Source organism: Ralstonia sp. SA306, from assembly GCF_054792405.1.
Genome location: NZ_CP096451.1, coordinates 1,234,246 through 1,259,523 on the forward strand (window position 1 = coordinate 1,234,246; position 25,278 = coordinate 1,259,523).

Here is a 25,278-nt window from a genome sequence, read left to right on the forward strand (position 1 = left end):
AAGCAAAACGGCCCGGAGTTACCCGGGCCGTTTTGTTTTGCGTGGTGCTGTTCGGAGCGAGATCAGCCGCGCAGGAAGTGGCGTGCGTACCGCGGGTTGATGTCCGACAGACGCAGCAGCGTGAGGAAATCGGCGACGTTGAAGTCAGGGTCCCAGGCCGGTGCGCCGCAGATGCGTGCGCCCAGACGCAGGTAACCCTTCACGAGCGCAGGCGGCTCGACTTCGAGATCCTGGTTCAGTTCGTCTACCGGCAGTGCCACGCGCGGGAAGGCGTGGTACTCGATCGGTGCGAGTGAGCCATCGTCAACGAAGCTGCGATACAGGCTTGCAGCAAAGTGCCCGCCGTCGCCCATCGACACGCTTGCGCAGCCCAGCATCGACTCGAAGCCGTAGCGCTGCATGTATTCGCCCAGACCGGCCCACAGCGCCATGATGACGCTGCCCGACCGGTAGTCGCGGTGCACGCACGAGCGGCCTAGCTCAACCATCTTCGGGCGCAGGTGCGCCAGGCGCACGAGGTCGAATTCGGATTCAGAATACAGGCAACCGATCTGCTTGGCAGCGTCCGGGCGCAGCACGCGGTAAGTGCCGACCACGCGCAGCGTCTTCTGGTCGCGCACGATCAGGTGGTCGCACACGGCGTCGAACATGTCGACGTCCAGTTCGGTGTGGGCCGAAGGCAGGCGGGCGCCCATTTCTTCGGCAAACACCTTGTAGCGCAGGCGCTGCGCTTCGGTCACTTCATCCTGATGGCGCGCCCACGAAACGGCCAGAACAGGCTTGTCACGCGCTGGAACAGCGTCGGGTGAGCGAGGAAGGCCCCTCCGTGCGTTGCCCAGATTCAGGCTCGGCAGTGCGTCGATCAACGGCTGGGTGGGCGTCGGCAGGTCTCGCATTCGTGCATCCCCAAGGGTGGATTTCGGGGCGATTCTAGAGACGCTGCGTGACAGATCCGCGACAAAAGCGTGTCAATCGTGACTATTGCGTGAATTTTGCGTGGCGATGCTGTGACGAGGGCGATGTGTCACACGAGATCGGGATTGACCACCGCGCGCAGCACGGTCTGCGCTTCGTCTTCGCGCATGCGGCGGCTGAGCCACCACACGCCGGCTTTCTTCACGCTCCAGTCCATTTCCACGCCCGCGATGAGCAAGCTGGCGAGACGGCCCAGCCACGGCTGATGGCCGACCAGCAGCAGGTTCGTATTCGACGGCCAATCCAATGCATCGAGGATCGCGCTGACATCCGCGCCGGGCGCAAGTGCGGCCAGCGTCTGGAAATGTTCTGTGAGGGCGCGTGCGGTCTGCTGCGTGCGTACAGCGGGGCTCGCAAGTACGAGTGTGTCTTCTGGCAGGCGAGGGCGCAGCCAATCGGCCATCTTCTCGGCCTGCTTGTGACCACGCTTGGTGAGTTCCCGCTGCAGATCGGTGTTGCGCTGGATGCGCAGTGATGCGGCCACGTCTTCGGCTTCAGCGTGGCGCCACAGGATGAGGTTCATGGGGAAAGTGAGCGGCATTGCTTTGATGCGGATGCTGTCTTTATAGCATCGCCAGATGACGCCACGAGCCGTAACGCGCCGCTCCAAAGCAAAACGGCTTACGTAGTGAACGTAAGCCGTTTTGTTTGCTGCTCAATTCTGGTCGGGGCGGCAGGATTTGAACCCGCGGTCTTCCGGTCCCAAACCGGACGCGTTACCAGACTACGCTACGCCCCGAAGAACGCGATTGTACCGCTTCCGCAACACGCTGGTCAAATCAGTGTTCTGGCGATCATGCCCAACGCCACGACGCCCGCGAATGCGGCGAATCCTTGCTGCAGCGCTGGCCCCGCCAAATGCCTCGCAAAGCGCCGGCCCGCCAGCATGCCGGTCAAGGCGCCGGCGGCAAACGGCAGCGCGATATGCCAATCGACATGCCCGCCAATGGCCGAGGCGACCACACCGCCCATGGACACCAGCGCGATCACCGCTAACGAGGTGGCGACGATGGTTTGCATCGGCAGATCGGTCGCTCGGCGCAATGCGGGCACGATGACAAAACCGCCGCCCACGCCAAGCAATCCGGACAGGAAGCCCGCGCCCACGCCCGACGCGGCCAATGCACGCGCACACGGCAACGTCCAGACCAGCTTGGCTGTGGTGGTGTCAAGGTGACAGGGCGGTGCCGTCCGCCTTGGCTGGGGCTCGGTTGACGGTGCCGCGCGAGCTTGCCGAAACATGCGCAGCGCCACGTAGGCGAGCACCACTGCAAATAGCAGCGTGAGCGGCGTGTTTGGCACGCGGTGCGCAACCCAGATGCCGAACGGCGAGATCACCACGCCGCACAGCGCCATGAGCCCAGCGGCCTTGTAGCGGACCTTGCCTTCCCGCAAGCCGAGCATTGCGCCCAGCCCGGCGGACAGCCCTACCGCCAGCAGTGCAATCGGCGCAGCTTGTGGCACCGACAGATGCAATCCGAAAATCAGCAGCGGCACCGCGACGATGGCCCCGCCCGCGCCTGTGAGCGCCAGAATGAGCCCCACCACAGAGCCCAGCCCCGCGCTGATGATCCAACCCGCTTCCATGGGCGACATGATCAGTGTCCCGCCATCTTCTTCAAGACCTTGCCGCAGTACAGCTCAGAGAGTGTCTGCATGATCTGGATGACCTCGAAGCTGGCGAGCCGGTAATAGATGTATTTGCCTTCGCGCCGCGTGGTGACAAGGCCCTCGTCGCGCAGCACGCCCAGTTGCTGCGACAGGCTGGGCTGATGCAGACCCACCAGCGCCTCCAGTTCGCCGACGTTGCGCTCGCCTTGCGTAAGTTGGCAGAGCAGCAGCAGGCGGTCTTCGTGGGCCATGGCCTTGAGCACGGCGCACGCCTGCGACGCAGAGGCGCGCAGCATGGAAATGGCCGCCTCGGGCAGCGGCACAACATCGGGACTGGCTGTGGAGTGGCTCATGGGGCGTGGCGCAGGGTTCTATTCGCGCTGTTTGCACTATTGGCAGACAGAATGTCAGACGATATTCTATAAAAATATAGATTGTTCGGGAAAGTTCACCATGCACGCCCAGATCGAATCCTTTTTCGACGCCGATACCTGCACCATGACCTACGTTGTGCACGCAGGCCCCGGCACGCCGTGTGCCGTGATCGACTCGGTACTCGACTACGACCCGAAATCGGGCCGCACGACGACCCGATCGGCCGAGCGCGTTGCCGCGTTCATCGAAGCGCAGGACTTGCGCGTTGAATGGCTGCTGGAGACCCACGCGCATGCCGATCACTTGTCGGCCGCGCCGTATCTGCGTGGGCGTTTCGGCGGGCGCATCGCCATCGGCGAGCGTATTTGCGTGGTGCAGGGCGTGTTCAAGCCGATCTTCAATCTGGAGCCCTCATTCCTGCTCGATGGCTCGCAGTTCGACCACCTGTTCGCGCCGGACGAGGTGTTTCGTATCGGCAATTTGGAAGCAAAGGCGCTGGCCGTGCCGGGCCACACGCCGGCAGACATGGCCTATCAGGTGGGCGATGCGGTGTTTGTGGGCGACACGCTGTTCATGCCGGACGTGGGCACTGCGCGCTGCGATTTTCCGGGTGGGAATGCGGGCACGCTGTATCAGTCGATCCGCCGCCTGCTGGATCTGCCGCCGGACACGCGGCTCTACATGTGCCACGACTATCCGCCCGCCGGTCGCGAAGCCATCTGCCACACAACGGTGGCCGAGCAGCGCAGCGCCAACATCCATGTGCGCGATGGCGTGACCGAGGCTGAGTTCGTGCAGATGCGCACGAGGCGCGACGCCACACTCGGCATGCCAACGCTGATGCTGCCGGCCATTCAGGTGAACATTCGTGCGGGCATGTTGCCCCCGGCCGAGCCGAACGGCGTGCAGTACCTCAAGATCCCGCTGAACGCGCTGTAACCGCTTAGGGCGGGAGCAGTGCGGCGCGCGCGGCGCTCAGCACCTCGCGGCTGAGTGTGTCGAGCAGCGCCGATGCCGCACGCGCGTGCTGCCAATGCAGCGGGACGTCCAACGGTGTGTCCGGCACCAGCTCGACCAACAAACCGTCTTCGAGATGCTGCGCAATCAGCGCATGTGGATGCAACCCCCAGCCCATGCCGGCCACGGCCGCGGTCACAAATGCCTGTGACGACGGCAACAGATGGCGTGGCAGTTCCACATGCCGATGGCACAGGCGCCTTGCCCAGGTTGCCTGCAACGCATCTTTCGTGTTGAACACGAGGCAGGGCGCCTGCGCCAACGCACCTGCACCGACGCCGTCTGCGAAATGTTGCTGCACGAATGCCGGGCTGGCTGCAGCCAGATAACGCATGGCCCCGAGCGGGCGGCTGTTGCAGCCCGTGGCCGGCCGCGCGGTGGCCGTAACGGCAGCCAGCACGGCACCGCTGCGCAGCCACTCCCCGGTGTGATCCTGGTCATCCACCGCCACCTCCATCAACACCGGATGTGTTGCTGCGAAGGTGGCGATCGCTGGCGCGAGCCAGGTCGCCAGGCTGTCGGCGTTCACGGCAATCGGTAGCGCAACGCGGGCGACGCCTTCTGGCGCCAGCGTTGGCAGCGCGCCTTGCAGTTCCTGTTCGAGCAGGCGAACGCGGTCTACGTGCTGGCAAAGCCGCCGGCCGGTTTCAGTCGGGCGGCACGGCTGATCACGCACCACCAGCGCGCAGCCAACGCGTTCCTCCAGCAGCCGGATCCGCTGCGAAATGGCAGATGGCGTGACGTGAAGTGTGCGGGCAGCCCGCTCGAAGCTGCCTTCTCGGATGACGGCTGCCAACGCGGCCAAGGCGGAATAGTCGAGCACGAAAGTTAGAAAAACTGAATTGGATGAAGAAAAGATAGTTTGTCTTCATCAAGCCGGCCCGGCAAGCTGCGCGCATGACAACCTCGATTGCGACTTCCTCTTCCGTATTCCTGCAGGGCTTGGCGCTGAGCCTGGGGCTGATCGTGGCCATTGGCGCGCAGAACGCTTTCGTGCTGCGTCAGGGGCTGCGCCGTGAACACGTGGGCAGTGTGGTGCTGTTCTGTGCGATGGCAGATGCGCTGCTGATTCTGGCGGGTGTGCTTGGCATGGCGCAGGCGTTGGGAGAACGGCCCAATCTCGCGCGTTTTCTTGCGTTGGCGGGCGCCGTATTCCTGCTGCTGTATGGCGTGCAGGCACTAGGGCGCGCCCGGCATTCCAGCCACTTACGGGCAGCCGCAGGTGGCGATGGCCTCAGCCGCGGCGCGGCGCTGGCGCAGGCGGCGGCCTTTACGCTGCTCAATCCGCACGTCTATCTGGATACGGTGTTGTTGGTGGGCAGCATTGGTGCTCAGCAGGCCGTGGCGTTGCGCGGCTGGTTTGTGGCGGGTGCGGGGTCGGCCAGCCTGTTCTGGTTCGTGACCCTGGGGTTTGGTGCGCGTTGGCTCGCGCCATGGTTTGCCCGGCCGAGAGCGTGGCAGGTGTTGGATGGCTTGATTGGCGTGACGATGCTGGTGCTGTCTGCCTTGCTGCTGCGTCACGTGCTGGGCGGGTTTTGAGTCGATTCGATTCCGCTACCGTAACGCCGCCGCCGTCTGCATGCCCTTGCGCACGCGGAGCACTCCCAGCGATTTCAACAACGCATGCCCTTGCAGCGACACGCCTCAGCCGCGCTTTCTTGCCGGGCGCGCCGGCGGTTCTGCAGCGGGCTGCTTGAGCGGCCGCAGGTTCATCTTGTCGAACACGCGGCGGGCGCGGTCGGCGCAGTCTTCGCCGTCGGCCTCGTGGTCGATTTCGCGGATGAGCGCAAGCAAGTCGCGCTTGTTTTGCGCCAGGTGCTGCTCAAGCACATCGATTTCCGCCACTTTGCGGCGTAGCGCCAGCAGCAATTCTTCGCGCGGCCATTCGCCCAGATGTCCGGGCAGCAGGGCGCGAATTTCTTCCAGTGAGAACCCCGCGCTTTGCGCGCGCAGGATGATCTCCAGCCGCGTGACCGATTCCGGCGCGTATTCCCGATACCCATTGGACTGCCGCTCAGCCGGCTGCAACAGGCCGCTGGCTTCATAGAACCGGATGCGGGAGGCGGCCACACCGCTCAGGCGGGCCAGTTCACCAATCTTCATGTGCGTGCTCCGCAGGCTTGACATTCAAGTTGACTTTAAGCTTAGGGTTCAGGTGTCGTCAAATGTCAAATCCCCCAACGCGGATGCCGCCCATGAAGCTCTTCACGCCCCTCGTTCTGCCCAACGGCGCGGTGATTCCCAATCGCCTTGCCAAAGCTGCCATGGAAGAGAACATGGCCGACGCCGATCACGCGCCATCCGACGCGTTGCTACGCCTGTATGAAGCGTGGGCCGCAGGCGGCGCCGGCTTGATCCTGACCGGCAACGTGATGATTGACCACCGGGCCATGACGGGCCCGAAGGGCGTCGTGCTCGAAGACGGCGCGCATCTGGAACGCTTTCGCCGCTGGGCGCAGGTCGCGCGGGCGCATGGCGCGCATGCGTGGGTCCAGATCAACCATCCGGGTCGGCAGATGCCAGCGTCGCTCGGGCAACCGACGCTGGCGCCTTCAGCGGTGCCGCTGGCGCTCGGCGCGTTGTCCAAACAGTTTCCGGTGCCGCGCGAGATGACCGAGGCGGACATCCGCGAAGTCCAGCAGCGCTTTACCCGCAGCGCACAACTGGCCGAGCAGAGCGGCTTTACCGGTGTGCAGATCCACGCAGCACATGGCTATCTGCTGAGCCAGTTTCTCTCGCCCATTTCCAACCGGCGGCAGGACCAGTGGGGCGGCCCGATCGAGAACCGCGCGCGCCTGCTGCTCGATATCGTGCGCAGCGTGCGCGCCGCTGTGTCGCCGCAGTTCGTGGTGTCGGTCAAGTTGAACTCGGCCGATTTCCAGCGCGGTGGCTTCAGCCCTGACGATGCCAAGCAGGTGGTCGAGCTGCTCAATTCGCTGGGTGTCGATCTGGTGGAGCTGTCCGGCGGCAGCTATGAAGTCCCGGCCATGCAAGGGCACTCGCGTGATGGCCGTACGCTTGCCCGCGAGGCGTATTTCCTGGAATTCGCGCGCGACATTGCCGCTATTGCCCGCATGCCGCTGATGGTCACGGGCGGCATCCGGCGCCGGGTGGTGGCGGAGCAGGTGGTCGACAGCGGAGTCGATATGGTGGGCATTGCGACCGCGCTGTCCATCGATCCGAACCTGCCGCGCGACTGGGCTGGCGGCAAGAACAACGCGCCGGCGCTGCAGCCCATCACGTGGAAGAACAAGGCGCTCGGCGCGCTGGCCAACATGGCAGTCGTCAAGTTTCAGCTCAACCGGCTGAGCGAGGGGCGCACGACAGACCCGCGTGTGTCGCCCCTGCGGGCGCTGATTCAACAGCAACTGGCCGCAGCGTGCCAGTCGCGGCGCTATCGTCGATGGACAGCGCAACGCCAGGCGCGCTAGGGCGTATTTTCTGAGCGGACCGGCGCAGCCTTACCGCTGCGCCGCGTCTCTTGTAGATTCATGTTTTGCCTCCCCGATTCGGATAGCACGACATGAAACAAGTCACTCTGCCCAACGGCGAACGCGTCCCTGCACTCGGCATGGGCACCTGGAACATGGGCGACGACCGCGCCACGCGCGATGAAGAAATCGCCACGTTGCGTCTGGGCCTCGATCTGGGTTTGCGCCTGATCGACACGGCCGAGATGTACGGTGAAGGCCTATCCGAATCGTTGATCGGCGAGGCTATCGCCGGGCGGCGCGATGACGTTTTTCTGGTCAGCAAGGTCTACCCGCACAACGCCAGCCGGCGCGGCATTGCTGCGGCATGCGAGCGCAGCTTGCGCCGGCTCGGCACTGATCGCCTCGATCTGTACCTGCTGCACTGGCGCGGCGATGTGCCGTTCGAAGAGACCTTGGAAGGCCTGCAGGCCCTGCAGCGCGAAGGCAAGATCCGCCATTACGGCGTGAGCAATCTTGACCTGTCCGATATGGAGGAATGGTGGGACGCGCCGGGCGGCAATCAGATTGCCGTCAACCAGCTGCTGTACAACCTCAGCCGGCGCGGCATCGAGTGGGACTTGCTGCCCTGGCTGCACGAGCGCCACGTGCCGGTGATGGCGTATTCGCCCATCGAGCAGGCCCGGCTGGTTCGACATCCAAAGCTGGTGCGCTTCGCGCAGGAATGCGGCATGACGCCGGCACAGGTGGCGCTGGCGTGGTTGCTGGCGCGCGACGGCATCATCGCCATTCCCAAGACAGGCCATCGTGAGCGGTTGCGCGAAAACATCGGCGCGCTGGCGCACACGCTCACGGCTGAGCAACTGGCGACGCTGGACAGCATCTTTCCGCCGCCTAAGGGGCCGCGCGCGCTGGAGATGCTGTAACCGCTCAGCGCGACTTTGCCACGTAGCGCTCGTGATCGACGTAGCCCATCAGGTAGACGCGGGCTTTGTCGCGGGTGTCTTTGGTGACGCGGTCGGCGGCCTTGCGCGCGCCGGATGATGACATCGACGCGCTGAGGTGATCGCGGAAACCGTCGTGCATGGTGCGCAGGTCGCCTTCGCAGGCATCGAGCGCGGAGGCGACCACGGCTTTCGTCTGCGTGGTGCCCGGCACGCCGCTATCGGCCTGGCGCTGAACGCACGCCATGTAGTTGGCGCGCAGCACCTGCCAGCCGTTGTCTGCGCTGGCGTCAGTGGCCGCCGCGGCGGCGCTGGTCGAATCGGCGGGCTGCTGTTGCGGGTGCGATGCGCACGCACCAAGCAAGGCCAGCAGGACGAGAGACGGGCAGGTCAGGGCTTTTTTCATGGCATGGACTGTACTGCACGGCTGCGCTGCGTGCGTTGGCCGAAGTCGCCCTCAGTGCACCCCGTAACATTTGGAAACGAAAAAGCGGGCGTGACCAAAGGCCCTGCACCAGCACGCCGCGAGGCATGGGGTCGGGCGGTCACGGGCTCGCTGCGCCCCTGTGTCAAAGGCCTTTCATCGCATCCAGGGCGCGTCCGTGGCCGTCGCGTGTTTGCCGTATCGCTCAGCCGCCTCGCGCACCACGGTGCGTTCCAGTTCACCGTCGTCTGCCAGCGCCTTCAGCGCGGCGATGACGATGGACGCGCGGTCCACCTCGAAGAACTCGCGCAGCGCCCGGCGCGAGTCGCTGCGGCCAAAGCCGTCGGTGCCCAGCGTGACATAGCGGCGCGGTACGTGTGCCCGGATCAGTTCGGGTACGGCCCGCACGTAGTCGGTGGCGGCGATGACGGGCCCGTGCGATTCGCGCAAGACGGCCTCCACATACGAAGGCGCGGCTTCACCGCCGAGGCGGGCGATGCGTTCTGCGGCGATGGCCTCGCGGTGCAGCTCTGAGAAGCTCGTCACGCTCCAGGTGGCGGCGTCGATGTTCCAGTCTTCCTTGAGCATCTGCGCGGCGGCCATGACTTCGCCCAGGATGGCGCCCGAGCCCAGCAACTGCACGCGCGCGGTCGACAGGCTTTGCGGTGTCAGCGGATACATGCCTTTGAGGATGCCCGCACACAGGTCGCTGTCCGGCATGGAGGGCTGCGCGTAGTTCTCGTTCGTCACCGTCAGGTAGTAGAACGTGTCTTCCTGACGCTCCAGCATCGCGCGCATGCCTTCGTCGAGGATGACGGCAATCTCGTAGGCAAATGCCGGGTCCCACGCGCGGCAGTTGGGCACCGTGGATGCGGCAAGGTGGCTCGTGCCGTCCTGGTGCTGGAGGCCTTCACCGCCGAGCGTTGTCTTGCCCGCCGTCGCGCCGATCAGGAAGCCGCGCGCCCGCTGGTCCGCCGCCGCCCAGATGAGATCGCCAATGCGCTGGAAGCCGAACATCGAGTAGTAGATGTAGAACGGCAGCATCGGCAGATCGTGCGTGCTGTAGGCCGTGGCCGCGGCAATCCACGACGAGATGGCGCCGGCTTCGGATATGCCTTCCTCCAGGATCTGCCCACCGGTTTCTTCGCGGTAATACAGCATCGAACCCAGATCTTCCGGCTCGTACTGTTGACCCAGCGGCGAGTAGATGCCGACCTGGCGGAACATGCTGGCCATGCCAAACGTGCGGGCCTCATCCGCCACCACCGGCACCATGCGCGAGCCGAGGGCACCGTCCTTCAGCAGGTTGCCGAACATGCGCACGATGGCCATCGTGGTCGACATCTCGCGGCCTTCGGCTTGCAGCGCGAATTGCCCCCAGGATGGCAACGCAGGCACGGTCAGCGCCTGTGTTGCCGCCTTCCGCCTTCTAGGCAGATAGCCCCCCAGGGCAGCCCGGCGCGCATGCAGGTATTGCATCTCCGGGCTGTTTGGCGCTGGCTTGTAAAACTTCAACTGCTCGACGTCGCTGTCGGACAGCGGCAGGCGGAAGCGATCGCGAAACGCCTTGAGCTGATCGACATCGAGCTTCTTCTGCTGGTGCGTCGTCATCCGGCCTTGCCCAACGCTGCCCATGCCGAAGCCCTTCATCGTCTTGGCGAGGATCACCGTGGGCTGGCCCTTGTGCTGCAGCGCCTTTGCATAGGCGGCGTGGAGCTTGCGCACGTCGTGGCCGCCGCGGCGCAGGCGGTCGATGTCTTCGTTGCTGAAATGCGAGACAAGCGCGGCAAGCTCGGGGTTCTGGCCGAAGAAGCGCTCGCGGTTGTAGGCGCCGTCGTTGGCAGAGAAGGTCTGGAACTGGCCGTCCACGGTCTGCGCAAATGCCCGCAGCAAGGCGCCGGAACGGTCGCGGGCGAAGAGGGCATCCCAGTCCGAGCCCCACAGCACCTTGATGACGTTCCACCCGGCGCCGGTGAACTGCGCTTCGAGTTCGTCCACGATGCGGCTGTTGCCGCGCACGGGCCCGTCGAGCCGCTGCAGGTTGCAGTTGATGACGAATACGATGTTGTCGAGCCGCTCGCGCGCCGCCAGCGAGAGGGCGCCGATCGATTCCGGCTCGTCCATTTCCCCGTCGCCGAAGAAGCCCCACACCTTGCGATCGGATGTCTGCAAGAGGCCGCGGTTTTGCAGGTAGCGCATGAAGCGCGCCTGGTAGATCGCGTTGATCGGCCCGATGCCCATTGATCCGGTCGGGAACTGCCAGAACTCCGGCATCAACCACGGATGCGGATAGGAGCAAAGCCCCGGGCCCGTGATCTCACGCCGATAGTGTTCGAGATGCGCTTCATCCAGGAAGCCTTCGAGATACGCACGCGCATAGACGCCGGGCGAAGAGTGCGGCTGGAAGTAGACCAGATCGCCGCCGTGCGCCGCGTTGTCAGCCCGGAAGAAATGATTGAAGCCGACTTCGAAGAGATCGGCTGCTGATGCGTAGCTTGCAATGTGGCCGCCCAGCTCTCCGTAGGCCTGGTTGGCGCGCACCACCATGGCGAGAGCATTCCAGCGCAGCGCGGCGGCCAGTCGCTCTTCGGTATCGATGTCTCCGGGATACGGCGGCTGCGCCTCAACGGGGATCGTGTTGACGTAGGGCGTGACGCGGGCGAGGGCGGTGCCAACGCCAAGCTTTGAGGCGCGTTCTGCCAAGCGGTCGAACAGGAACTGCGCCCGCGAGGTGCCGGCATGCTGTACGACGGCATCCAGCGCGTCGAGCCATTCGGCGGTTTCCCCTGGGTCGCTGTCTTCGGTGCGATGCACGAGGGAGTGCATCGACGCGGCCCCCGTCGATAAATCCGTCATGGCGGTTCTGCCTTGAGGAAGGATTAGAAGGCGGGCCGTGATCACGCGATGCACGCCCGCGCCCGGATGCGCCGCTGGGGCGCGTCCGCATCAACCGTTGCGGAAGATGAAGCTGTATGCGTTGAGTGCCGGCACGCCGCCCAGGTGCGCGTAGAGCACGCGCGAGCCTTCAGGAAATTCGCCGTTGCGCACCATGTCGATCATGCCGTGCATGGATTTCCCTTCGTACACGGGGTCGGTCAGCATGGCTTCCTGGCGCGCGCACAGGCGAATGGCTTCGAGCGTGCCCTCATTGGGCAGGCCGTATTCCGGGCCGCCGTAACGCGTGTCGAGCACCACGTCTTTCTCCGTGATGTTTCTGCCGAGGTCGACCAGCTCAGCGGTGTGCTGCGCAATGCGCAGGATCTGCGCGCGCGTCTGCTCCGGCTTGGCCGAGGCATCGATGCCGATCACCTTGTCGGCCCGGCCATCTGCTGCAAAGCCGACGACCATGCCGGCTTGCGTGCTGCCCGTGACCGAGCACACGACGATGTAGTCGAACTTGAAGCCCAGCGCTGCTTCCTGCTGGCGTACTTCTTCGGCAAAGCCCACAAAGCCCAGGCCGCCGAGCGGGTGTTCGGAGCAGCCGGCCGGAATCGGGAACGGCTTGCCGCCGCGCTTGCGCACGTCTTCCATGGCCTGTTCCCAACTGGGCCGGATGCCGATGTCGAAGCCTGCCGCATCGAGGCGCACGTCGGCGCCCATGATGCGCGACATCTCGATATTGCCGACGCGGTCGTACACGGCGTCGGAGTAGTTGACCCAGTTTTCCTGCACCAGCACGCACTTGAGGCCGAGGTGTGCGGCCACGGCAGCAACCTGGCGCGTTTGGTTCGACTGAATGCCGCCAATGGAAACCAGCGTGTCGTACCCGCCTTCCAGCGCTTCCGGGATCAGGTATTCGAGCTTGCGGGTCTTGTTGCCGCCGAAGGCCAGGCCGCTGTTGCAGTCTTCGCGCTTGGCAAACAGCTCCACCTTGCCGCCCAGATGCGCGCTCAATCGTTTCAGCGGTTGGATGGGCGTCGGCCCGAACGTCAGCGGATAGCGGGGGAATCTTTGCAGGTTCATGAGGTGGCTCCTTCAGTGCCGCAAGTGGCGGGATGTCGGAAACCAATGGTACGCAGAACGCCGCGAAATGAGGTTGCAAAGATCGTCTACCATCCGGAACGTATCCGGATGAAAATCAAATTCCTTAATTTTTAATTCTGCCTAAATGAAAAAGAACGAAACGAAATTGCAGGAGCCGTCCGACGAATCGGCAGCTTCTGCGCGCCACGCCTTGGATCGCACCGATCGCGCAATTCTGAGGGCGCTCCAGCGCGATGCGTCCATCTCAAACGTGGCGCTTGCAGCCAAGGTGAACCTCAGTCCGCCGGCCTGCCTGCGCCGCGTGGAACGGCTCAAGGAGCTGGGTCTGATCAAGGGGATTGTTGCGCTGCTGGATCCGCGTGCGCTGGATCTGGGGTCGCTGGTGATGATCGGCGTCGTGCTGGATCGCTCAACGCCGGAATCGTTCACGGCATTTGAAAAGGCAGTGCAGAAGGTGCCCGGCTGCCTGGAGTGTCACGTCGTGACGGGCGAGTTCGACTACTTCATGCTTGTGCGCACGAAAGACAACGAAGGCTATAACCGGCTCCACGCCGAGCAGTTGCTGTATCTGCCGGGCGTGCGGCAGATCCGGACGTTCATGGTGCTCAAGCAGGTGCTGTCGACGACGGAGCTGCCGGTGGCTTAGCCGAGGGTGGGAGCGGCTAAGCCTTTGCGTTGATCCATCAGGCGGTTCCAGAGCATGCCGGCCCGGTTGCCGCTTCTGCAATACGCAAGGATGGGCTTGGGCAACGTGTCGACCAGTTCGCCAAAGGCCGCGACGTCTGCATCGCCAATGCCGTTCGGCTCGACCGGCAGGTAGCGCGCTTCCAGGCCCAGCTCGCGGGCGGCAGCGGCAATGTCCTCAAAGGCGGGTTGGTCGATGCTCTCGCCGTCTGGGCGGTTGCAGATCACTGAGCGGAAACCTGCATTGCGGATGGCCTTCAGATCCGCCGGCATGATCTGCCGCGAAGCCGTCAACCCGCTGGATGCCGTGGCGCGGCATTGCTCAATCGCACGCTGGAAACATGCGGCGGCAAAGTCGACGTCCTGCTCGGTTGCAAAGCGGCCTAGGCTGATGCGCACGGTGCGGCCCGCAGCATCAGCATCCAGGCCAATGGCCGTCAGCACGTGCGAGGGCGTGCCCGCAGCGGAGTTGCACGCCGACGTTGACGACACAGCAAGATCGTCGCCCAGCATCATCGGCATGAAGCCGGGCGCGTTCACCGTCAGGCTCAGCGTGTGGGGAATGCGGCGTGCCACGTCGGCGTTCTGCACCACATCGCCCAGGCCCAGCACCGACGCCTTCAGCCGCTGGCTCAATGCAGCAATGCGGGCGGTCTCGTGATCAAGTTCTTCCGCCGCCAATTCGCACGCCACGCCCATGCCGACAATCTGATGCGTTGCCAGCGTGCCCGAGCGCAGACCGCGTTCGTGTCCGCCACCGTGGATTTGCGGCGCAATGCGCGAGGCAATCTCGCGGCGCACATACAGCGCCCCGATCCCCTTGGGGCCATACACCTTGTGTGCGGACATCGACAGCATGTCGATGCCGAGCGCGCGCACATCAATCGGCGTCTTGCCGAGTGCCTGCGCGGCATCGACATGGAACAGCGCGCCCGCTGCGTGCACGATCTGGGCGATCGCGCGAACATCGGTCAGCGTGCCCAGCTCGTTGTTCACCAGCATGAGCGATACGAGACCGGTGTCCGGCGTCATCGCAGCGGCCACGGCTTCCGGGGTAATTTCGCCGTCGCGTGTTGGCGAGAGATACGTCACTGAACAGCCGCGCGCTGACAGGTTCGCCATCGTGTCCAGAATGGCCTTGTGCTCGATGCGGCTGGTGATGAGGTGGCGCTTGCCCGTGGCGGCGTCGGCGTAGCCCTTCAGTGCAAGGTTGTTGGATTCGGTCGCGCCCGACGTCCAGATGATCTCGTCGGCGTCAGCACCAATGAGCGCGGCAACTTGCTCGCGTGCCTGTTCGACCTTGTTCCGCGCGACGCGCCCCGTCGCATGTGAACTCGACGCAGGGTTGCCGAAGGCGCCTTCCATGCCAAGGCAGGCGGTCATGGCCGCAATCACGCGAGGGTCGGCCGGCGTGGTGGCAGCGTAGTCGAGGTAATGGAGGGTGTTGCTGTCGCTCATGTCGTTTTCTGTGCTGCGGTGGAGGCAGAAAAATGATACGGCGGACAGCCCGGAAAAATAATTCAAAGTTTCCTGTGTATTCCTCCATGGTGGGGAAAATATTCCCTAGAATTCGTCGTATATAGAACTAAATTCTTCTGCAGAAATGGACGCCATTGACCGCGAACTACTGAGGCTGTTGCAGGCCGATGCGACGCTGCCCATCGCCGAGCTTGCGCAGCGCGTGAACCTTTCGCAAACACCGTGCTGGAAGCGGGTGCAGCGGCTCAAGGACACGGGCGTCATCCGCGCCCAGGTGGCGCTGTGCGACGCACGCAAGTTGGGCGTCGGCACCACGGTGTTCGTTGCCGTACGCACGGATCAGCACACCGAGAAGTGGGCGCAGCGTTTCACGCAGGTGGTGCGCGATATGCCCGAGGTGGTGGAGGTCTACCGGATGAGCGGCGAGATGGACTATCTGCTGCGCGTTGCGGTCGCAGGTATAGAAGACTACGACCGCGTGTACAAACACCTGATCAAGTCCGTGCCGCTGTCGGACGTGAGTTCATCGTTTTCAATGGAGCAGATCAAGTATTCGACTGCGCTGCCGGTGCGGGATGTGGGGCAGGGAGATTGAGGATGTATTTGCGCCTGAACTGCGGGGAGGGGGGCTTCGTAGCCGCCTCGTAGGGAATGGCCAATTATTCAGCTATCGAAGTTCGCCAACCCAGCATCAGCAGACCAGTTTTGACGTGGCAGTCGCTCCGTGCGTTTCGACGCCGCGTTCGTGAGCCTCTGAGGCGATGATGACCCGGTTGCGCCCTTTTTCCTTCGCCATATAGAGCGCCGCATCCGCTCGAGCGAGGGTGGTCGCCAATGTGTCTCCGGGCATGACACATTCGACCCCCGCGCTGAAGGTGCAACGCACGCCTTCTCTTGGCGACTGCTCGACCGCGAGCCGGAGTTCATCCGTCAAAGCCGCTGCGGCGGTCTTTCCCGTATCGACCAGGACAATCGCAAATTCCTCACCACCGAGGCGGCCGACAAGATCGCCCGGCCTGAGCCGCGTGGATACCACCGACGTGACATGCTTGAGGATGCGGTCGCCGACGGCATGGCCGAAGCTGTCGTTGACGGCTTTGAACTTATCGATGTCCAGAACGGCAATCGACAACGGTCTTCCGCTTGCCGCCGCGTCGTGAAGCAAGACGCTTGCCCTTGCCATGAACGCTCGCCGCATCAGTACGCCCGTGAGTTCGTCAATATTCGCGAGCTGCTCCATCCTCCGGGCGAGTTGATCGTGCGCGAGCATCACCATGCCTGTCGACATGCACGGGAACGTGACGATCGCCAGCCCGAGAAAAAGAACGTTCCAGGCTGACGGCTCGGGAAAAGCCGTTTGCGGCAGGCCGAAGGCAACGGCGATCGCCCGCGTGACATGGAACAGTGCGCCCAGGTATGCGGCCGCGGCAACGAATCGATAGGGATAGCGGGCGCCATCGTGCGGCGCGTGTCGCAGGGCCAATGTCCCGACAGCAATCCGAGCATAGGCAAAGAACACCGACACGATCCCAATCTTCGCGCTGACGTTCGGCGATACGAGCGTGAAGTACACCAACGCAACGAACGCGATGGCGAATGCCCCTGTCTCTTGAGGCACCGCCCAAGCCTTGCCAAAAAACTGGCGCATCCCCTGTACGAGCAACAGGACGGCTGTCAGCGTGATGAGCGCAACTGCGAGGGTGACGAACCGCCCTTGCAGACTGCCCGCGATTAGCACACACGCCGCCGCCACAGCCAGCAACCCGTGGGCCACGCACCAGCGGCCTATCCCCGGCACGGCGGTCCGAAGCAGTGATCCAAGGATGGCGACGCCCATCAAGCAGGACACCATCACGATACCTATCAGAGCGAGCGGGCTGAGCATGAGATCGGGACTGGTGACAAGAATGGGGAAAGACAAGCACGCATTCGGCAACCGAGCCCAAACCGAATGGGCCGACTTGCGCCCACGGCCGCTGGAAGTGTTCTGGAGCGACCAGGCTTCGGTGCGACGAAGTATTCACCACAACCTTTCTTTATCGGCAGATCGGTGCGCCGCTTAAGGCTCTTTTTCGCAATGCGTTGTCACCGGAAAAGCGACGTGTGCCAATGGCCTGCCGACCGCGCTAGCAGCGGAGGAGCACCTTGGCTTGCTCGGCCAGAGCAGTAGAGGGCTGGACTGGACGGGGTGCCCCTCGGATCGTATGTGGCTGTCGCCGAAACTGTTGGAAGTGCTTATGAGGTAGTTACATGGCGAGAGCTTCGAAATCGAATCGCGTTCGAATTGCCATGTACTCAATGATTTATTGGCCTGCCCAGAGGGATTCGAACCCCCGACCGTCGGCTTAGAAGGCCGATGCTCTATCCAACTGAGCTATGGGCAGATATGCAGATGTGCAGGCTGCCCAGGCATACCAAAAACGCGCGGCCTCCGGGTGCCTGGGAGGCCGCGATTCTAACAGATGGGATGTTGCGCAGCGCTAGTGCTGGGGCGGGATTTCCGGCGGTAGGTCCCCGGGTGGCAGTTCGATTGGGGGCGTTTGGGGTTCGGGGTCGTGCACTGGGTCATGGGCTGGTTCATCGGGCGGCGGCATTTCCGGCGGCGGGTGTGGGGGCTGTTCGGGCGGTTGCGGCGGCGTGATGTGGGCGCGCTTGGTCAGATCGGGCAAAGCGGGCATGGGCTGCCTCCATACATGGGTCGAGTTCCGGGTTTGCCCTGATCGAGCCCGCAAGCGTCGTTCCTGCGCATCATCCAAAAGGTGATGCCTAAAATACGTACCCCCCAATTGGGGGGATTTTTGATACATTCCGTGGCGTCGGGTAGTGCCACACAACAATAACGTTTCATTCGAAATTCCGCGCAATGACGCGGAACACCGTGCCTACGCACGCCAAACGGGCGTGACGAAGCCTTTTAGGTTCGGACCAGACGGGAAAAGAGGGAGTCTTGTTTGGGCGGCCGTGGAGCGATCCATGGGGCTGCTGTGTTTCGCCATGGCTGCAGGGAGCCGGGGGCGAGGCGCTAGCCATGGGGCAGGGAGGAAACCACAATGAGCACACGTCATGCACGACGCCCGGCAGGGTCGTCACGTAGCACTTACATCCGTAGCGCCCAGAGCGGGCGCATCGGCGATCGTTCCAACGTGAATGATCATCGTCTGCCGCCCAGCGGCGTACCGCGCATGCTGTTGTGGCTGCTGGCCGCGACGGTTCTCTTCGCGGTGGCGAACTACACGCTGAAGCTGTTCGGCTGAAGCAACGCCGGATCGCCTTACAGCACTTTCCCCGGATTCATCAGGCCGCGCGGGTCCAGCGCCTGCTTGATCGCGCGCATGGCCGCCAGTTCAACGGGGCTCTTGTAGCGCGCGTTGTCTTCGCGCTTGAGCTGGCCGATGCCGTGTTCGGCCGAGATCGAGCCGCCGTGCGCATGCACGCTGTCGTGCACGATGCGGTTGATGCCGTCCTGATTGGCCAGGAACGCGTCGTGCGCATGGCCTTCCGGCGGCGATACGTTGTAGTGCAGGTTGCCGTCGCCCAGGTGGCCGAACGTCACCATGCGGATGCTGGGATAGGCTGCGGCCAGCGCGCGGTCGGTCACGTCAATGAAGTCTGCAATGCGCGAAATGGGCACGCCAATATCGTGCTTGATGTTCTTGCCTTCATCGGCCTGCGCCAGCGGAATATGTTCGCGCAGGCTCCAGAAGTCGCGCGACTGGGCCACCGATTCTGCTACTGCCGCATCGTCGATCACGCCGCGCGCGAGCGCGTCTTCCATGAGCGATTCGAACAGCGTGCGCGTGTGCGCTTCGCTTTCCAGATCGGACAATTCCAGCAGCACGTATTGCGGATATACCTGCGTAAACGGCACGCGCAGCTGCGGGTAATGCTTGCGCACCAGCTCCAGGCAAAACGCCGACATCAGCTCGAAGCCCGTCAACAGCGTCCCTGCATGGCCTTGCGCCAGCGATAGAAACTCCAGCGCCTGGCGCGGCGATTGCAGCGCCGCCAGCGCCGTCACCTTGGCGCGTGGTTGCGGAAACAGCTTCAGCATCGCCCCTGTGATGATGCCCAGCGTGCCTTCCGCGCCGATCAGCAGGTCGCGCAGGTCATAGCCTGTGTTGTCTTTGCGCAGGCCGCGCAGGCCATTCCACAGTTCGCCGTTGGGCAGGATCGCCTCGACGCCCAGGCACAACTCGCGCGCGTTGCCGTAGCGCAGGACGGCGGTGCCGCCCGCGTTGGTCGCAAGATTGCCGCCGATCGTGCAACTGCCTTCGGCCGCCAAGCTGAGCGGGAAGAGGCGGTCAGCATCTGCGGCAGCCTGCTGCACGTTGGCCAGGATGCAGCCGGCATCCACGGTGATGGTGTTGTTGATCGGGTCGACGGCGCGCACGCGCTGCATGCGCTGCAATGAGATCACCACCGCGCTGCCTTCCATGTCGGGCGTGGCCCCGCCGCACAGGCCGGTGTTGCCGCCTTGCGGGACGACGGGCACGCCATGTTCGCCGCACAGGCGTACCAGCGCTGCCACCTCGTCGGGGCTGGCGGGGCGCAGCACTGCGCGCGCGCGCCCCGAGAAGCGCTTTCGCCAATCGGTGAGGTAGGGCGCCTGGTCTTCCGGCGCGGTCAGGACGTGCGTTGCGCCGATGGCATCAACGCAGGCTTGCAGGAAGGCATCGTGAGTCATGGCGTATCAGGTGCTGTGGCCGGCGCGGGCTTTTGCCGCACGTTTGAACGGGCGCAGGTAGAAGACGGTTGCGGTGAAGAACACCACGCTGAGCGCCACCTCGCCCCACGCCAGCGAGCGCGAAAGTCCAATGTCCGATGTCGCCCGCACAATGCCTTCGGTAAAGAACAGCAGGATGAACATCGACGCCCATTGCATCGTGTAGCGGTTCTTGCGCAGCACGCCTGGCAGCGGCCACGCCAGCAGCAGCGCCTTCAGCGCTAGCCACGAGCCGCCCGGGCGCACGGGCGCGAGCCACAACTCCCACGCGGCGCACAGGACGATCAATGCGATGAGGCTGCCTGCACTCAGCGCAGCCAGTGCCCGGGATTCGGTGACGGCGTTGTCGGCGGGAGTCATGCGGCGAGCTTCAGAGCAGTCTGCGCCAGCCTCCGGCCCATGGCCGTGGCGAGCGTGCGTTCGTGGGTGGTAAGTGGTGCGGTATCACCGCGGTGTGCGACGTGTGATGGTCCGTATGGCGTGCCGCCCGCATCGGTGGAAAGCAGTTCGCTGTGCTGATACGGCAGACCGAGCACGACCATGCCATGGTGCAGCAGCGGCAGCATCATCGAGAGCAGGGTGGTTTCCTGCCCGCCATGCATGCTGCCCGTGGAGGTGAACACACATGCCGGTTTGCCGGCCAGCGCGCCCGCCAGCCATTGCGGTGTGGTGCCATCCAGGAAGTACTTGAGCGGGGCGGCCATGTTGCCAAAGCGCGTGGGCGAGCCCAGTGCCAGGCCCACGCATTCCTCGAGGTCGCGTACTTCCACGTAGGGCGGCCCGCTGTCGGGCACGTCGGGCTGCGTGGCTTCGCAGACGGTGGAGACGGCGGGCACCGTGCGCACACGCGCCTGGGCGCCGTCGACGCTTTCAATGCCTTGCGCAATGGCTTCGGCCAATGCGCGCGTGCTGCCGTGACGGCTGTAGTACAAGACCAGGATATCTTTCATAACAAAGCGTTGAGAGCGTCGCGGTATTATAGTTGCGCCCCCCAACCCCGCCTCCAGCCTCATTTTTCATGCTTTTTGCCACCCGTGCGCTTCGTCAATGGAATGCCGCCAAGCTGCGTGCGCTGGCGCGTTACGCCTTGCGCCGCGCCGGTGAAGACCACCTGCCGCAAGTGGCCAGCAGCCTGACATTCACGACGGTGCTGTCGCTGGTTCCCATTCTGACGGTGGCCTTTGCGCTGTTCACGGCATTTCCGATGTTCAAGAGCTTCCGGGCGGACATCGAGGGCTACATGTTCAGCAATCTCGTGCCGGGCAGCATCAGCCGGCCGATCCTGACGTATCTCAACCAGTTTTCAAGCAACGCCAAAGGGCTGACAGCAGCGGGCCTGATCGGCTTGGTCGTGACGTCGGTGATGACCATGCTCACCATCGAGAACGCGTTGAACGCCATCTGGCGCGTGCGCCATCGACGGCCGCTCGCGCAGCGCGTTCTGGTGTTCTGGGCACTGATGACATTCGCGCCAGTGCTGATTGGCGCAAGTCTGTCGGTCAGTTCGTACCTCGTGTCGATCTCGGCGGGTTATGTGCACAAGCTGCCGTTCGGCCTGGGTGTGATCGTGGGCCTGATCCCGATCCTGCTTTCGGCGATTGCGTTTGCGATGCTCTACGTGTTCGTGCCGAACACCAATGTGGAGCGGCGCGACGCCTTCATTGCCGGGCTGATTGCAGCGGCGGCGTTTGAAATTGCCAAGCGTGTCTTTGGCGCTTACGTTGCGCATATCCCGACGTACACAGCCGTCTACGGCGCGTTTGCCACGCTACCGATCTTTCTAACGTGGATCTATGTGAGCTGGCTGGTGACGTTGCTCGGCGCGACCATCGCGTCGACACTGCCAATCATCCGCCAGGGCTACTGGCAACGGCGCACGTTTCCGGGCAGCGAGTTCTTCGATGCGCTGGGTGTTCTGCTGCTGTTGTATCGCGCCCGCGAACAGGCACCACGTACGGTGGCCGAGCGTGATATTGGCCGGCGCCTGCAATTGGAAGCCGATTACCTAGCTGACCTGCTGACCAAGCTGAAGGCACTGCATTTGATCGGCAAGCTGCAGCAGGATCGCGGTGAGACCCATTGGGCGCTGCTTTGCGATGCGCACACGACCACGCTGCGACCGCTCTATGAAAGGCTGGTGCTGAGTCTGCCGCGCTTGCCGCGCACCTCACTGGCACGCCATCTGGGGGACACGCACGCGCTGGTCAGCCAACTGCAGAATCCTGCGCTCGATGCCACGTTGGAGAGCATTTTCACGACTGGCGAACGCGGCGTGGCGGCGGCCGCGCAGGCGGCTACGGCACCAACGCCGTCTTCTTCAATGCCCGCCGCTGCCAACGCCAGCGCCTGACGTTTCAGAACGGGATCTTGCCCGTCCAGATGTCGCGATACATCACCCAGTCGCCCATCAGGCTGTAAAACGGATGGCGAAACGTGGCGGGCCGGTTTTTCTCGAACCCGAAGTGCCCGACCCACGCAAACGCGTAACCGCTCACGGCCGCACCCAGCAACCACCACAGGTTGCCCGTGAAAACAAGCAGGATCAGGCATACCAGCGCCACCGTCGAACCGGCAAAGTGAAGGCGGCGGCAGGTGCGGTCTTGATGCTCGCTCAGGTAGTACGGATAGAACTCCGCGAAGCTGCCGAAGCTCTGGGTGTCGGTGGTGGCCATGATGTGTCTCCAGGAGGCGACTGCGACTTATGCGGCGACCGGGTCTCGTTCACGCGCAAAGGCGATCAGCGTGTCGAGTGTGCCGTCGGGGCATTCTCCCATGATCGCGTGCCCGCCTGGCAGGCCGACCACGCGGCTGCCGGCCAATCCTGCCGCAACCTGACGCCCGGCTTTCGCTGGGGTCATCTGGTCTTTCTCCCCGACGATGACGAGTGACGGACACTGCACGGCCGCCATGGCTTCGGCGCCGCGTGCATAGGCGTTGCAGGCGGCAAAGTCCGTGTGAAAGACGGGCGCCTCGGTACCGCGCGCAATCCGCTCCATCAGCCGCTGGCTGCCGCCGTGCATCCAGAAGCCCGGCCCAGGGGACGAGGGCTTGTTGGCGAGGCTGGAATGCGACCACGTATTCACCATGTCAATGGCGCTGGCCGTGTTGTTGAGTGCCGCATCAAGCAGCGCATCCGACACCTTCATCGGCCAAGCCGTCGCCACCAGGGCGATGCGGCGCACGCGACTTGCGTACCGTGACGCGCACTCCAGTGCAATCAACGAGCCCATGCTGTGGCCGACGACGATGACCGGTTGCATGACGCCAGCCGCCTGCACCAGCGCCATCACCCAATCGGCCATGGCTTCCACCGTCTGCAACGGGGCGCCGGCGCTGCGGCCGTGTCCGGGCAGATCGACCGCCAGTACGCTGAAGCCGTGGTGCGCAAACCAGCGCGTCTGCAGTCCCCAGACCGAATGATCGTTCTGCGCGCCATGCACGAACACGATGCACGGCAATTCGGCGTTGAACGGCTTGCCGCCGGTGTAGGCGTAGGCGCGCTCGCTTTGTACGGTCCATTCCATCAGCGGGCTCCCGGTGCGTTGGCAGCGGCTTTGCCCGGCGCGGCGGACATCGCGCGCTCTGCAGCTTTCAGGCCGCGCTTGAGATCGTCGATCAGGTCGTCGGCGTCTTCCAGGCCGATGGAAAGGCGGATCGTGCCCTCGCTGATACCGGCTGCGGCCAGCGCGTCGGCATCCATGCGGAAATGCGTTGTCGATGCGGGATGGATGACCAGCGAGCGCGCGTCGCCCACGTTGGCGAGGTGCGAGAACAGGCCGAGCGACTCGATGAACTGCTGGCCGGCACGCCGGTCGCCGCGCAGATCGAAGCTGAACACCGCACCGCTGCCGCGCGGCAGCAGGCGCTTGGCCAGCGCGTGATCGGGGTGCGATTCCAGCTCAGGGTAGGCGACCGACGCCACCATCGGATGGCTCGCCAGGAAGGCGACGACCCGGCGGGCGTTGTCTACATGCCGCGCCATGCGCAGTGGCAGTGTCTCGATGCCTTGCAGCAGTTGCCACGCGGCCATCGGGTTCATGCAGGCACCGAAGTCGCGCAGGCCCTCGCGGCGCGCGCGCAGCAGGAAGGGCGCGACGGTGCTTTCCTCGGCAAACACCATGTCGTGGAAACCCGCGTAGGGCTCGGTCAGCTCGGGATGCTTGCCTGCGGCTACGTAGTCGAACGTGCCGCCGTCGACCAGCACGCCGCCGATGGTCGTGCCATGCCCACCCAGGAACTTGGTAGCCGAGTGGTAGACGAGGTCTGCACCATGCGCGAGCGGCTGCAGCAGCCACGGCGTGGTGAAGGTCGAATCGACCAGCAGCGGCACGCCCGCATCATGCGCAATCGACGCAATGGTTGGGATGTCCATCACATCCAGTCCTGGGTTGCCGAGCGTCTCGCCAAACAGCAGCCGCGTGTTCGGGCGGATGGCAGCGCGCCAGCCATCGATGTCGCCCGGCTTGACGAAGGTCGTCTCGATGCCAAAGCGGCGCAGCGTGTAATGCAGCAGATTGTGCGAGCCGCCATACAGCGCCGAAGACGCGACGATATGCGAGCCGGCACCCATCAGCGTGACGATGGCCAGATGCAGCGCCGCCTGGCCGGAAGCCGTGGCGATGGCGCCTACGCCGTTTTCCAGCGCGGCCATGCGCTCCTCGAACACGGCAACAGTCGGGTTGGAGATGCGCGAATAGACGTGCCCCGCGCGTTCCATATTGAACAATGACGCCGCATGTTCGCTGTCGCGGAACACAAAGGACGTGCTCAGGTGAATGGGCGTGGCGCGCGCGCCGGTGGCCGGGTCGGGCGCGGCACCGGCATGCAGGGCCAGCGTGTCGAAGCGGGCTTTGGACATGGATTCAAGCACCCCGAAAGGGAGCGGGAGCGGGTTTGGACGGGGCATGCTAGCACTGCTGCCTGTTGCAGCGCATTCCGGGCAAACGCCGAGCGGGCGCGGTTTTTGACAGGTTTTTTCTGCGCTGCATGCTTGTCGAAGCGCTCCGGTTTGGGCTAGGATCGAAGCATAACCATAACGACAACCCGCGCGCGGTCGCTCCCCCGGCAGACCGGCACCCCGAACTCTGGGAGACGCAACATGAAAGTCAGCGACATCCTCCACGTGAAGGGCAACACGCTCTACACCGTGGCACCTGAAACCAAGCTCCAAGTGGCCGTGCAGACGATGGCGGAAAAAGACATCGGCTCGCTCGTGGTCATGGAGTACGGCGAGCTGGTCGGCATGCTGACCTTCCGGGAAATCATCAAGGTTGTTGCCAAGAACCACGGTTCCGTGGGCGAGGGCACGACCATCCGCAAGGTGATGGACGACCATCCCGTCACCTGCACGCCCGAAACCGAGGTCAACGAAGTGCGTCGCATCATGCTGGAGCACCATGTGCGCTACCTGCCGGTGCTCGACAGCCGCACATTGATGGGCGTGATTTCCTTCTACGACGTGGCCAAGGCCGTGCTGGAAGACCAAAGTTTCGAAAACAAGATGCTCAAGGCGTACATTCGCGACTGGCCCGAAGAAAAGGCCAACGAAGACTGATCTGCGCGATCTCTTTATCGCATTCCTAAAACCCGCCCGCTGTTGCGAGCGGGTTTTTTGTTGAACCAATAGCCTCC

General features: G+C 64.0%; 26 protein-coding genes and 2 tRNA genes. 9 read left to right on the plus strand and 19 right to left on the minus strand.

Annotation, left to right across the window (positions count from 1 at the left end; genetic code table 11):
- Window positions 1-62 precede the first annotated feature (62 nt).
- The 5 genes from M1D44_RS05965 to M1D44_RS05985 all read right to left on the minus strand — a co-directional run bounded on the left by M1D44_RS05965 (window position 63) and on the right by M1D44_RS05985 (window position 2,939).
- On the minus strand, window positions 63-896 hold the full coding sequence (locus tag M1D44_RS05965; RefSeq protein WP_004634231.1) for a GNAT family N-acetyltransferase: 834 nt from the start codon (window positions 894-896) through the stop codon (window positions 63-65).
- Between the two features lie 128 nt (window positions 897-1,024).
- Window positions 1,025-1,498 carry a phosphohistidine phosphatase SixA gene (gene sixA / locus M1D44_RS05970; RefSeq protein ID WP_024975447.1) on the minus strand — a complete coding sequence of 158 codons (474 nt, stop codon included), beginning with the start codon at window positions 1,496-1,498 and terminating at the stop codon, window positions 1,025-1,027.
- Between the two features lie 139 nt (window positions 1,499-1,637).
- Window positions 1,638-1,714 (minus strand) — tRNA-Pro (locus M1D44_RS05975).
- Between the two features lie 35 nt (window positions 1,715-1,749).
- Window positions 1,750-2,571, minus strand: coding sequence for a sulfite exporter TauE/SafE family protein (locus M1D44_RS05980; protein WP_112184482.1), 822 nt, complete (start codon window positions 2,569-2,571; stop codon window positions 1,750-1,752).
- Between the two features lie 2 nt (window positions 2,572-2,573).
- Window positions 2,574-2,939 carry an ArsR/SmtB family transcription factor gene (locus tag M1D44_RS05985; protein ID WP_037031548.1) on the minus strand — a complete coding sequence of 122 codons (366 nt, stop codon included), beginning with the start codon at window positions 2,937-2,939 and terminating at the stop codon, window positions 2,574-2,576.
- Window positions 2,940-3,039: 100 nt separating this feature from the next.
- Here M1D44_RS05985 and M1D44_RS05990 point away from each other — a divergent pair, with 100 nt between their 5' ends.
- The gene (locus M1D44_RS05990) at window positions 3,040-3,900 is read left to right on the plus strand and encodes an MBL fold metallo-hydrolase (RefSeq protein WP_316853832.1); all 861 of its coding nucleotides are present in this window, start codon (window positions 3,040-3,042) and stop codon (window positions 3,898-3,900) included.
- A gap of 4 nt (window positions 3,901-3,904) precedes the next feature.
- Here the strand turns inward: M1D44_RS05990 and M1D44_RS05995 are convergent, their stop codons facing one another.
- On the minus strand, window positions 3,905-4,801 hold the full coding sequence (locus M1D44_RS05995) for a LysR family transcriptional regulator ArgP (protein WP_316853833.1): 897 nt from the start codon (window positions 4,799-4,801) through the stop codon (window positions 3,905-3,907).
- A 74-nt stretch (window positions 4,802-4,875) separates the two neighbouring features.
- Here M1D44_RS05995 and M1D44_RS06000 point away from each other — a divergent pair, with 74 nt between their 5' ends.
- The gene (locus tag M1D44_RS06000; protein ID WP_316853834.1) at window positions 4,876-5,517 is read left to right on the plus strand and encodes a LysE/ArgO family amino acid transporter; all 642 of its coding nucleotides are present in this window, start codon (window positions 4,876-4,878) and stop codon (window positions 5,515-5,517) included.
- A gap of 105 nt (window positions 5,518-5,622) precedes the next feature.
- On the opposite strand, the gene M1D44_RS06005 is transcribed toward M1D44_RS06000, so the two are convergent.
- The gene (locus tag M1D44_RS06005; protein ID WP_316853835.1) at window positions 5,623-6,081 is read right to left on the minus strand and encodes a MerR family transcriptional regulator; all 459 of its coding nucleotides are present in this window, start codon (window positions 6,079-6,081) and stop codon (window positions 5,623-5,625) included.
- 92 nt (window positions 6,082-6,173) lie between these two features.
- Here M1D44_RS06005 and M1D44_RS06010 point away from each other — a divergent pair, with 92 nt between their 5' ends.
- Complete coding sequence (locus tag M1D44_RS06010; protein ID WP_316853836.1) at window positions 6,174-7,409, plus strand: NADH:flavin oxidoreductase/NADH oxidase family protein; 1,236 nt, start codon at window positions 6,174-6,176, stop codon at window positions 7,407-7,409.
- A 92-nt stretch (window positions 7,410-7,501) separates the two neighbouring features.
- A complete protein-coding gene (locus M1D44_RS06015) occupies window positions 7,502-8,335 on the plus strand; it encodes an aldo/keto reductase (protein WP_024975455.1) in 834 nt (277 codons plus the stop codon).
- Window positions 8,336-8,339: 4 nt separating this feature from the next.
- Here M1D44_RS06015 and M1D44_RS06020 read toward each other — a convergent pair whose 3' ends face one another.
- The 3 genes from M1D44_RS06020 to M1D44_RS06030 all read right to left on the minus strand — a co-directional run bounded on the left by M1D44_RS06020 (window position 8,340) and on the right by M1D44_RS06030 (window position 12,740).
- On the minus strand, window positions 8,340-8,759 hold the full coding sequence (locus tag M1D44_RS06020; protein ID WP_112184492.1) for a hypothetical protein: 420 nt from the start codon (window positions 8,757-8,759) through the stop codon (window positions 8,340-8,342).
- Window positions 8,760-8,933: 174 nt separating this feature from the next.
- Entirely contained in the window at window positions 8,934-11,633 is a 2,700-nt protein-coding gene (gene mdeB, locus M1D44_RS06025) for an alpha-ketoglutarate dehydrogenase (protein WP_316853837.1), read from the minus strand.
- Between the two features lie 90 nt (window positions 11,634-11,723).
- Entirely contained in the window at window positions 11,724-12,740 is a 1,017-nt protein-coding gene (locus M1D44_RS06030) for a 1-aminocyclopropane-1-carboxylate deaminase (RefSeq protein WP_316853838.1), read from the minus strand.
- Window positions 12,741-12,885: 145 nt separating this feature from the next.
- On the opposite strand from M1D44_RS06030, the gene M1D44_RS06035 reads away from it, so the two are divergent.
- Window positions 12,886-13,407, plus strand: a complete 522-nt coding sequence (locus tag M1D44_RS06035) for an Lrp/AsnC family transcriptional regulator (protein WP_316853839.1) — start codon at window positions 12,886-12,888, stop codon at window positions 13,405-13,407.
- Here the strand turns inward: M1D44_RS06035 and M1D44_RS06040 are convergent.
- Window positions 13,404-14,903 carry an aminotransferase class V-fold PLP-dependent enzyme gene (locus M1D44_RS06040; RefSeq protein ID WP_316853840.1) on the minus strand — a complete coding sequence of 500 codons (1,500 nt, stop codon included), beginning with the start codon at window positions 14,901-14,903 and terminating at the stop codon, window positions 13,404-13,406. The genes M1D44_RS06035 and M1D44_RS06040 overlap by 4 nt on opposite strands.
- 145 nt (window positions 14,904-15,048) lie before the next feature.
- On the opposite strand from M1D44_RS06040, the gene M1D44_RS06045 reads away from it, so the two are divergent.
- Window positions 15,049-15,519, plus strand: coding sequence for an Lrp/AsnC family transcriptional regulator (locus M1D44_RS06045; protein WP_024975461.1), 471 nt, complete (start codon window positions 15,049-15,051; stop codon window positions 15,517-15,519).
- Window positions 15,520-15,615: 96 nt separating this feature from the next.
- Here M1D44_RS06045 and M1D44_RS06050 read toward each other — a convergent pair whose 3' ends face one another.
- Both M1D44_RS06050 and M1D44_RS06055 read right to left on the minus strand, forming a co-directional pair.
- On the minus strand, window positions 15,616-16,809 hold the full coding sequence (locus M1D44_RS06050; protein WP_316683716.1) for a GGDEF domain-containing protein: 1,194 nt from the start codon (window positions 16,807-16,809) through the stop codon (window positions 15,616-15,618).
- 422 nt (window positions 16,810-17,231) lie between these two features.
- A tRNA-Arg gene (locus M1D44_RS06055) sits at window positions 17,232-17,308 on the minus strand.
- Between the two features lie 666 nt (window positions 17,309-17,974).
- Here M1D44_RS06055 and M1D44_RS06060 point away from each other — a divergent pair.
- A complete protein-coding gene (locus M1D44_RS06060) occupies window positions 17,975-18,178 on the plus strand; it encodes a hypothetical protein (RefSeq protein WP_024975485.1) in 204 nt (67 codons plus the stop codon).
- Between the two features lie 17 nt (window positions 18,179-18,195).
- Here M1D44_RS06060 and M1D44_RS06065 read toward each other — a convergent pair whose 3' ends face one another.
- The 3 genes from M1D44_RS06065 to wrbA are packed head-to-tail and all read right to left on the minus strand — an operon-like array spanning window position 18,196 to window position 20,597.
- Complete coding sequence (locus M1D44_RS06065) at window positions 18,196-19,608, minus strand: FAD-binding oxidoreductase (protein WP_316853841.1); 1,413 nt, start codon at window positions 19,606-19,608, stop codon at window positions 18,196-18,198.
- 6 nt (window positions 19,609-19,614) lie between these two features.
- A complete protein-coding gene (locus M1D44_RS06070) occupies window positions 19,615-20,007 on the minus strand; it encodes a DUF2069 domain-containing protein (protein WP_316853842.1) in 393 nt (130 codons plus the stop codon).
- A complete protein-coding gene (wrbA, locus tag M1D44_RS06075; protein ID WP_024975488.1) occupies window positions 20,004-20,597 on the minus strand; it encodes an NAD(P)H:quinone oxidoreductase in 594 nt (197 codons plus the stop codon). The genes M1D44_RS06070 and wrbA overlap by 4 nt, the downstream gene beginning before the upstream one ends.
- Window positions 20,598-20,665: 68 nt before the next feature.
- Here wrbA and M1D44_RS06080 point away from each other — a divergent pair, with 68 nt between their 5' ends.
- Window positions 20,666-21,997 (plus strand): YihY family inner membrane protein, encoded by a 1,332-nt coding sequence (locus M1D44_RS06080; RefSeq protein WP_024975489.1) that lies wholly within the window; start codon window positions 20,666-20,668, stop codon window positions 21,995-21,997.
- 4 nt (window positions 21,998-22,001) lie between these two features.
- Here M1D44_RS06080 and M1D44_RS06085 read toward each other — a convergent pair whose 3' ends face one another.
- Genes M1D44_RS06085 through M1D44_RS06095 form a run of 3 tightly spaced genes read right to left on the minus strand, consistent with a single transcriptional unit; the run spans window position 22,002 to window position 24,505 of the window.
- Window positions 22,002-22,319, minus strand: coding sequence for an Mpo1-like protein (locus M1D44_RS06085; RefSeq protein WP_024975490.1), 318 nt, complete (start codon window positions 22,317-22,319; stop codon window positions 22,002-22,004).
- Window positions 22,320-22,346: 27 nt separating this feature from the next.
- Window positions 22,347-23,171: an alpha/beta fold hydrolase gene (locus tag M1D44_RS06090; protein WP_316853843.1), complete on the minus strand. Its 825-nt coding sequence runs from the start codon at window positions 23,169-23,171 to the stop codon at window positions 22,347-22,349.
- Window positions 23,171-24,505 carry an O-acetylhomoserine aminocarboxypropyltransferase gene (locus M1D44_RS06095; protein ID WP_316853844.1) on the minus strand — a complete coding sequence of 445 codons (1,335 nt, stop codon included), beginning with the start codon at window positions 24,503-24,505 and terminating at the stop codon, window positions 23,171-23,173. Before M1D44_RS06095 ends, M1D44_RS06090 begins: the two co-directional genes overlap by 1 nt.
- Window positions 24,506-24,745: 240 nt before the next feature.
- Between M1D44_RS06095 and M1D44_RS06100 the strand changes: the two genes are divergently transcribed.
- Window positions 24,746-25,201, plus strand: coding sequence for a CBS domain-containing protein (locus M1D44_RS06100; RefSeq protein ID WP_004634176.1), 456 nt, complete (start codon window positions 24,746-24,748; stop codon window positions 25,199-25,201).
- The last annotated feature ends 77 nt before the right edge of the window (window positions 25,202-25,278 follow it).

Bases quoted from the DNA above. Each gene is read 5' to 3' on its own strand.
- M1D44_RS06095 (WP_316853844.1), bottom strand. From the start codon at position 24,505: ATGTCCAAAGCCCGCTTCGACACGCTGGCCCTGCATGCCGGTGCCGCG.
- M1D44_RS06000 (WP_316853834.1), top strand. From the start codon at position 4,876: ATGACAACCTCGATTGCGACTTCCTCTTCCGTATTCCTGCAGGGCTTG.
- M1D44_RS06090 (WP_316853843.1), bottom strand. From the start codon at position 23,171: ATGGAATGGACCGTACAAAGCGAGCGCGCCTACGCCTACACCGGCGGC.
- M1D44_RS06070 (WP_316853842.1), bottom strand. From the start codon at position 20,007: ATGACTCCCGCCGACAACGCCGTCACCGAATCCCGGGCACTGGCTGCG.
- M1D44_RS05980 (WP_112184482.1), bottom strand. From the start codon at position 2,571: ATGTCGCCCATGGAAGCGGGTTGGATCATCAGCGCGGGGCTGGGCTCT.
- M1D44_RS06080 (WP_024975489.1), top strand. From the start codon at position 20,666: ATGCTTTTTGCCACCCGTGCGCTTCGTCAATGGAATGCCGCCAAGCTG.
- M1D44_RS06040 (WP_316853840.1), bottom strand. From the start codon at position 14,903: ATGAGCGACAGCAACACCCTCCATTACCTCGACTACGCTGCCACCACG.
- wrbA (WP_024975488.1), bottom strand. From the start codon at position 20,597: ATGAAAGATATCCTGGTCTTGTACTACAGCCGTCACGGCAGCACGCGC.
- mdeB (WP_316853837.1), bottom strand. From the start codon at position 11,633: ATGACGGATTTATCGACGGGGGCCGCGTCGATGCACTCCCTCGTGCAT.
- M1D44_RS05985 (WP_037031548.1), bottom strand. From the start codon at position 2,939: ATGAGCCACTCCACAGCCAGTCCCGATGTTGTGCCGCTGCCCGAGGCG.
- M1D44_RS06065 (WP_316853841.1), bottom strand. From the start codon at position 19,608: ATGACTCACGATGCCTTCCTGCAAGCCTGCGTTGATGCCATCGGCGCA.
- M1D44_RS05965 (WP_004634231.1), bottom strand. From the start codon at position 896: ATGCGAGACCTGCCGACGCCCACCCAGCCGTTGATCGACGCACTGCCG.
- M1D44_RS06020 (WP_112184492.1), bottom strand. From the start codon at position 8,759: ATGAAAAAAGCCCTGACCTGCCCGTCTCTCGTCCTGCTGGCCTTGCTT.
- M1D44_RS06010 (WP_316853836.1), top strand. From the start codon at position 6,174: ATGAAGCTCTTCACGCCCCTCGTTCTGCCCAACGGCGCGGTGATTCCC.
- M1D44_RS06015 (WP_024975455.1), top strand. From the start codon at position 7,502: ATGAAACAAGTCACTCTGCCCAACGGCGAACGCGTCCCTGCACTCGGC.
- M1D44_RS05990 (WP_316853832.1), top strand. From the start codon at position 3,040: ATGCACGCCCAGATCGAATCCTTTTTCGACGCCGATACCTGCACCATG.
- sixA (WP_024975447.1), bottom strand. From the start codon at position 1,498: ATGAACCTCATCCTGTGGCGCCACGCTGAAGCCGAAGACGTGGCCGCA.
- M1D44_RS06085 (WP_024975490.1), bottom strand. From the start codon at position 22,319: ATGGCCACCACCGACACCCAGAGCTTCGGCAGCTTCGCGGAGTTCTAT.
- M1D44_RS06100 (WP_004634176.1), top strand. From the start codon at position 24,746: ATGAAAGTCAGCGACATCCTCCACGTGAAGGGCAACACGCTCTACACC.
- M1D44_RS06060 (WP_024975485.1), top strand. From the start codon at position 17,975: ATGAGCACACGTCATGCACGACGCCCGGCAGGGTCGTCACGTAGCACT.
- M1D44_RS06050 (WP_316683716.1), bottom strand. From the start codon at position 16,809: ATGCTCAGCCCGCTCGCTCTGATAGGTATCGTGATGGTGTCCTGCTTG.
- M1D44_RS06035 (WP_316853839.1), top strand. From the start codon at position 12,886: ATGAAAAAGAACGAAACGAAATTGCAGGAGCCGTCCGACGAATCGGCA.
- M1D44_RS06030 (WP_316853838.1), bottom strand. From the start codon at position 12,740: ATGAACCTGCAAAGATTCCCCCGCTATCCGCTGACGTTCGGGCCGACG.
- M1D44_RS06045 (WP_024975461.1), top strand. From the start codon at position 15,049: ATGGACGCCATTGACCGCGAACTACTGAGGCTGTTGCAGGCCGATGCG.
- M1D44_RS06005 (WP_316853835.1), bottom strand. From the start codon at position 6,081: ATGAAGATTGGTGAACTGGCCCGCCTGAGCGGTGTGGCCGCCTCCCGC.